Below are 5,214 nucleotides of genomic sequence, written 5' to 3'. Positions count from 1 at the left end.
GGCGAGCCCGATGTTCAACCCGGCGCATCGGCACCATCGTCCGAGCCATCCACACACTCATGACCTGCGACTACTCAGGATGAAAGAGGTTCAGTGAGACCGCGGGTGTTGCATTGCGCGTCGGCTGCGTACGACGGGACTGACACGCTGGCCGGTAGCTTCTTTTCCGCCTCGGCCGCCTTCGCGAGGCCGATGGGGTTGTCGTGCTGGGGGCCAGTGCACTTCTCGGTCTTCCAGAAGGTGCCGGTCGACAGGAACTGGCCGACGTTGATCGCCGTGCCGAGGGTGCCCGAGTCGAAGCGGACGCCGCACAGGGCGTTGTCGAACTTGTGGCATAGGAACATGCTGCGTACGCCCAGGCCGTACAGCTCGTCCAGCCCGCGGTCGATGTCGTCCTTGCCGCACTGGGCGATGTCCAGGATCTGCTTGCAGCCGAACGGCTCCGAGGTCTCGACCCCCAGGACGACGGCCAGCTTGCCCTGCTTGATGACCTCGCGGGCCTGGGCGCTGTCGGTGACGATCCGGAACCAGCCCTTGCCAGGGCCGCCGTGCATCTTGTCGATGTAGGCCTGCATGTCGTATGTCTTCTGCGCCTGCAGGCGGATGGAGGTCATCTCATCGCAGCTGCGGTCCTTGAAGAAGTAGACCGAGCAGATCACGCCGTTGGTGACGAGGTCGTTGACGAGCACCCGCTGACCGCCGCGCCAGGCCCGCTCGACCCAGGCGTAGTAGTTCTGCTGGTGCGTCAGCGAGTCATGGGCAGGCCAGTCCTTGAACGTCGGCCATCCATTGGGGTCGTGCTTGCCGTCGCCGCCCTTGGTGATGAAGTCGAAGACCGCGAGCGAACCGTCGGGGTAGTGCTCGGGACAGTCCTTGAGTGCGTCGGCGATGCCCTGCTCGGAAAACGCCTTGCCGCAGATGAGCCGACCGCCGAAGGCCTCGTTGGACATCAAGTGGTCGTGTGCGTCGACGAAGCCCCGAACCCGTCCCTGGGAGTCGGTCCCCTTGATGGCTCACCCGTGACATTGATCTGAGAATCAGGAGCGGGCCGCGCGGTTGGTGTCCACCAGCCGGTCTCGGTCGAGGAACTGGGGGCCACGCCGAGGACCGTAGTTAACACGGTGAGGAGCACCGTCAGAACCACGGTGCGCCCGCGCGCGTGGTTCGAGTGTTGCGTCATGGTCATCACTCATGCCTTCGCTGTCATGGCGCATGCCGTGGGTGGATAGTGCGGTAGGGAATGGGGCTCGTTCGACGGCAGATCGGCCAGTGTGCCTTCGTTGGAGTCCGCCGTTGCGGCGAGGCTTGATAGAAGGGCGAGACCGGCGGCGGCAGCGCTGTCTGGTGGTGCGTGACAGACGACCAGTACAAGCTCCGTGCCAACGACGGTGAGCTTCTCGAAGTTGAGATCCACTGGACCGATCTGCGGATGGTCTAGCTGAGCAATCCCGCTGGAGCTTGGCCGCACATCATGATGAGCCCACAGCCATCGGAACTCAAGACTGTGGAGGGTCAGTTCGCCGACCAGCTCAGTAAGCCGGGCGTCATCTGCACCGGCGCCAGGGCCTGCATGGAGGAGACGAAGCCGCCCGCGGCGCCATCCCAGTCTCTATGGAAGGAACGGAATCGTCGGTCAAGGAACGCGGTCCGCAGCAGATTCGTGCCCTCCGTATAGCAAGGGGAGAGTGCACGGGCGAGCGGGTTGGAGAGCAGCACGTCCATGTACCGGCCGTGCACAAACGCTGGTTTGTCCGGCATGGACGCAACTAGTTGCCGAATACCGGGGGGTACGACTTCAGGGTGGGGGCGGGGGCGCCGGGCTGAGGGGGCGGCGAGGGCGTGGAGATAGGCGGTGGCGGTGTCGTCCAGGAGCAGGGCGTGGGCGAGGGCATCAAGGATGGGTGGGGAGGGATTATGGTCGCGTCCTTGCTCCAACCGCTGGTAGTAGTCCGTGCTGATCCCGGCGAGCAGGGCGAGCTCTTGGCGGCGCAGGCCTGGTACACGCCGCCGGCCGGTGACGTGTAGTCCGATGTCTTTGGGTCGCACCAGCCCCCGGCGCGCCCGCAGGAAGTTGCCGAGATGATTATTGCGCTGCATGCGTCCACGCTAGTTGGGGGCGAGCTTCCTTTCCTGGCCCTGCTGGTCCTAGGGTTCACACATCCCGAAAGAGAGTAGCTGCTACTCAAGCGCATGGAGTCATTTGCGTGTTCGAATGATCTGATCGAACTTGCGTGATCCTTTTGCGCTCTTGGTGGTTCGTGCATGGACTCATGATTCACATGCTCTAGGACTGATTGAATTGCTTTGCCTCACTGTCGTATTTGTCCTTGCCCAGGCAGGGCTTCTGATTGCGTGGGCCGTTAGCCCGCGTCCCCGCGATCCGGGAATCCATCTCGCTAGTGAGGCGCAGCGTGGAGCAGTGACATCGGTGAGTGATGGACCGGGGGCAATCTCAAGTGCTGGGGATTGATAAGCGCGGCAGAACAAGCCGCATTCGAGGAACAGTAGTTGGCGCTTTCTGCCCAGACTGGCCCGTCTGGGCACCCACTTCCCTGAGTTCGGACCAGACGATCCGTTATCGGCGGTGAAGGCCGCTTCACAAGGTCGGCGCCGACACGGTGGGTGACCTGCTGCGAGAGGAAGGCTTCAGCCTGCAGGCCAATGACAAGACCATCGAGGGCACCCAACACCCAGACCGCGACGTCCAGTTCCACAACCCCTCCAGTGTTGTGTTCCTGCATGGAGAGACGACGCACGCTGGACCTCCGAGGATCGCATTCGATCCGAGGATCCTCGACGCTCTCCGCGAGAGGTCCGCCTTCGAGCTGGCATGCACGCCAGGCCCGTTAGGAGCAGATAGTGCCTACTCATTTTTCCTCTCATGGGGGCCACTTCGTGGACCTGCGGAAAGGCATCGAGGCAGAGTGGCGACAGGCGATCGTGCTGCCGTTCGGGCCGCTACACATCGCCACCCCATGGTGCGGGCCGCGTATGCGCGCTGGGAATCGGAGGTCATGACCGGCAACGGCGGCCTCGCACGCACCATGCCGATCGTCCTAGACAGGTGGAGCGCAAAGTGGGGCACGTACAGTCCGGCCGTCCTGTGAGGGCGCAGGCCATGAGGAGTGCCTTCGCCACCCTGGCGGCGGCACTCCTCCTCGCCATGACCGGCTGCTCGACGACCGACGGGGAACGTGAGGGAGGGAGACACGGCGGCGATTCACGGGCGTCACGGCCCGAGCCCGGGGAGGCGTCAACGATGCGGGGCATCACGCTGCCCTCCTGGTACCAGACCGACTATGACAGCCCAGCTGCGGACCGGTACCTGCGGGATATTCGGGCGACCGGCGCACGCTGGGTCACCTTCACTCCCACTTGGTACCAGACGCGCCGCGGCGACTCCTCGATGCACACCACCGAGGAGACCGCGAGTGATGCGAGCCTGCGCCGGATCGTGCGGCGCGCGCACCGGGCGGGCCTGAAGGTATTGATCAAGCCGCATGTGGACCTGCCGGGAGACGGTGACCGCGCCGCGATCCGCCCCCGCGACCGGCCCGCCTGGTTCGCCGCATACCGGAGATTCATTACCCACTACGCGGACCTCGCGGCGGCCACGGACACCGAGCAGTTCGCGGTAGGCACCGAACTGGCCGGCGTCTCGGGCGACCAAGCCGCCTGGACTGCGGTCATCGGGGCCGTACGCGACCGCTACGACGGGCCACTGACATACGCTGCCAACTACGACGAGTACACGAAGATCCGTTTCTGGAAGGCGCTCGACGTCATCGGAATCGACGCCTACTGGCCGCTGTCCGCTCAGCCCACGGACGACCCGACCCGACTGCACCGCGCCTGGGAACCGATCAGGAAGAGCCTTGCTGCGTTCTCGGCGCGCTACAAGCGGCGGATCCTGTTCACCGAAGCGGGGTATGTGAGCCAGTACGGCTCCACGACCGCTCCTTACTCCTGGACTGTCAGTGACCGCGCCAGCGGCGCCGAACAGGCCGCCGCCTACCGGGCGTTGCTCGAATTCTTCGAGGGCCGTCGGTGGTGGGCCGGCGTCTGCTGGTGGATGTGGGACGACTGGCCGGACAGCGAGGAGACTCCGGTCGCACTCGCGTACACCCCGCACGGCAAACCCGCGGAGCAGGTGCTGCGCGAGAAGTGGGCCCGTTGAGAGCTGACAGGTGCTGTGCGCTCGAGCAGGTGTATTAGCAGGGGACTTCGTTGCAATTCCCGCCGGGCCAGACATCTGGACGCGCTTCCGCGAGGCGAGGCGAGGCCGAGCAGCTGCGACACTGATGGGGGGCGTAGTGCCTGGCCGACTGTTCAACGCGGTCCTGCACCACGAACTTCACCTGACCGACGGCTGGTTCGCAACCATCCGCATCACATTGAGGACGATCGCCGCGACCCCTACCGCCCGCACCGCTGTGCACCAGTAATGGATCGACCGCGCTGTCCCCCAGTACGCGGGCCGACCCGCGCCCCACATCGAGCATTGAGACTGCGCGCACGGCGACTTCCAAGCCGCCAACCTCACCACTGGCGCCACCATGCTCTACGCCTACCGGTGCCGGCCACGGCGTAGCCGGTGCCCATGACCGCAGTGGTGCTGCCCTGCACCCCGGCCTCGGCGGTGCCGATCTTGCCGAGCAGGGCTCGCACCACTCCCCAGTCCCGTACTGCCACGTCGTGGCGGGAGCAAGTCGGGGTCGGTGGCGAGTAGTACGACGGGAGCGAGTACGCCCGTGAGTTGGAGGATGCCGACGCCGCTGAGGGCCTCCTGGGCAAACTTGTTGGTGCCGCCGTCATGGGCACCCCAGTCACGGAGACGATGTGCAGCAGTTGCACGTACTTCCGCCACTACAGCCGCTCCACGTTCGCGAGATCGAAGGCGCCGCCCTCGCGCTTGCGGTCGGCCCAGTACGCGCGGCACCTACGCCTACACTTTTAGTGCGGGGTGAAGCCGCGCAGCATCCCGTCGAAGATCGAGAACGGCTGGCCACGGCCCAACGCCGCGGTGATATCCGAGTGAGTACTGACGTTTCGAAGCCCCAAGGCGGAAGCCCTCGATCAACGGGTGCGGACGATCAGAGGCACTACATGGGTGCCAGTAACGAGTTGGTGCGTGATAGCGGGTGGGGCGTGTTTTCCCTGAGTACGGCCGTTTTCAGGTCCCGGTGGTGCGGTCGGAGACGAGGCCGGCGATAG

Annotated in this window: 2 protein-coding genes and 4 pseudogenes; 3 read left to right on the top strand and 3 right to left on the bottom strand. The window is 65.0% G+C overall.

Features of this window, described 5'->3' with window-relative positions:
* Positions 1-83: pseudogene (locus tag ACFWBT_RS41665) on the top strand (IS5/IS1182 family transposase); the annotation flags it as partial.
* Between the two features lie 6 nt (positions 84-89).
* Here the strand turns inward: ACFWBT_RS41665 and ACFWBT_RS41660 are convergent.
* Positions 90-1,180: pseudogene (locus tag ACFWBT_RS41660) on the bottom strand (hypothetical protein); the annotation flags it as partial.
* A gap of 9 nt (positions 1,181-1,189) precedes the next feature.
* Positions 1,190-2,097, bottom strand: a pseudogene (locus ACFWBT_RS41655) (helix-turn-helix domain-containing protein).
* 500 nt (positions 2,098-2,597) lie between these two features.
* Here ACFWBT_RS41655 and ACFWBT_RS41650 point away from each other — a divergent pair.
* Both ACFWBT_RS41650 and ACFWBT_RS41645 read left to right on the top strand, forming a co-directional pair.
* Positions 2,598-2,712, top strand: a pseudogene (locus tag ACFWBT_RS41650) (hypothetical protein); the annotation flags it as partial.
* Positions 2,713-3,259: 547 nt separating this feature from the next.
* A complete protein-coding gene (locus ACFWBT_RS41645; RefSeq protein WP_385709645.1) occupies positions 3,260-4,177 on the top strand; it encodes a glycoside hydrolase family 113 in 918 nt (305 codons plus the stop codon).
* A 362-nt stretch (positions 4,178-4,539) separates the two neighbouring features.
* On the opposite strand, the gene ACFWBT_RS41640 is transcribed toward ACFWBT_RS41645, so the two are convergent.
* Complete coding sequence (locus ACFWBT_RS41640) at positions 4,540-4,692, bottom strand: hypothetical protein (protein WP_385709642.1); 153 nt, start codon at positions 4,690-4,692, stop codon at positions 4,540-4,542.
* Positions 4,693-5,214 lie beyond the last annotated feature (522 nt).

The organism is Streptomyces sp. NPDC060027 (assembly GCF_042737005.1).
GTDB lineage: Bacteria > Actinomycetota > Actinomycetes > Streptomycetales > Streptomycetaceae > Streptomyces.
The sequence above is the reverse complement of the archived record's forward strand: the minus strand, read 5'-3'. Positions and strand labels throughout refer to the sequence as shown.

Bases quoted from the DNA above. Each gene is read 5' to 3' on its own strand.
- ACFWBT_RS41645 (WP_385709645.1), top strand. From the start codon at position 3,260: ATGCGGGGCATCACGCTGCCCTCCTGGTACCAGACCGACTATGACAGC.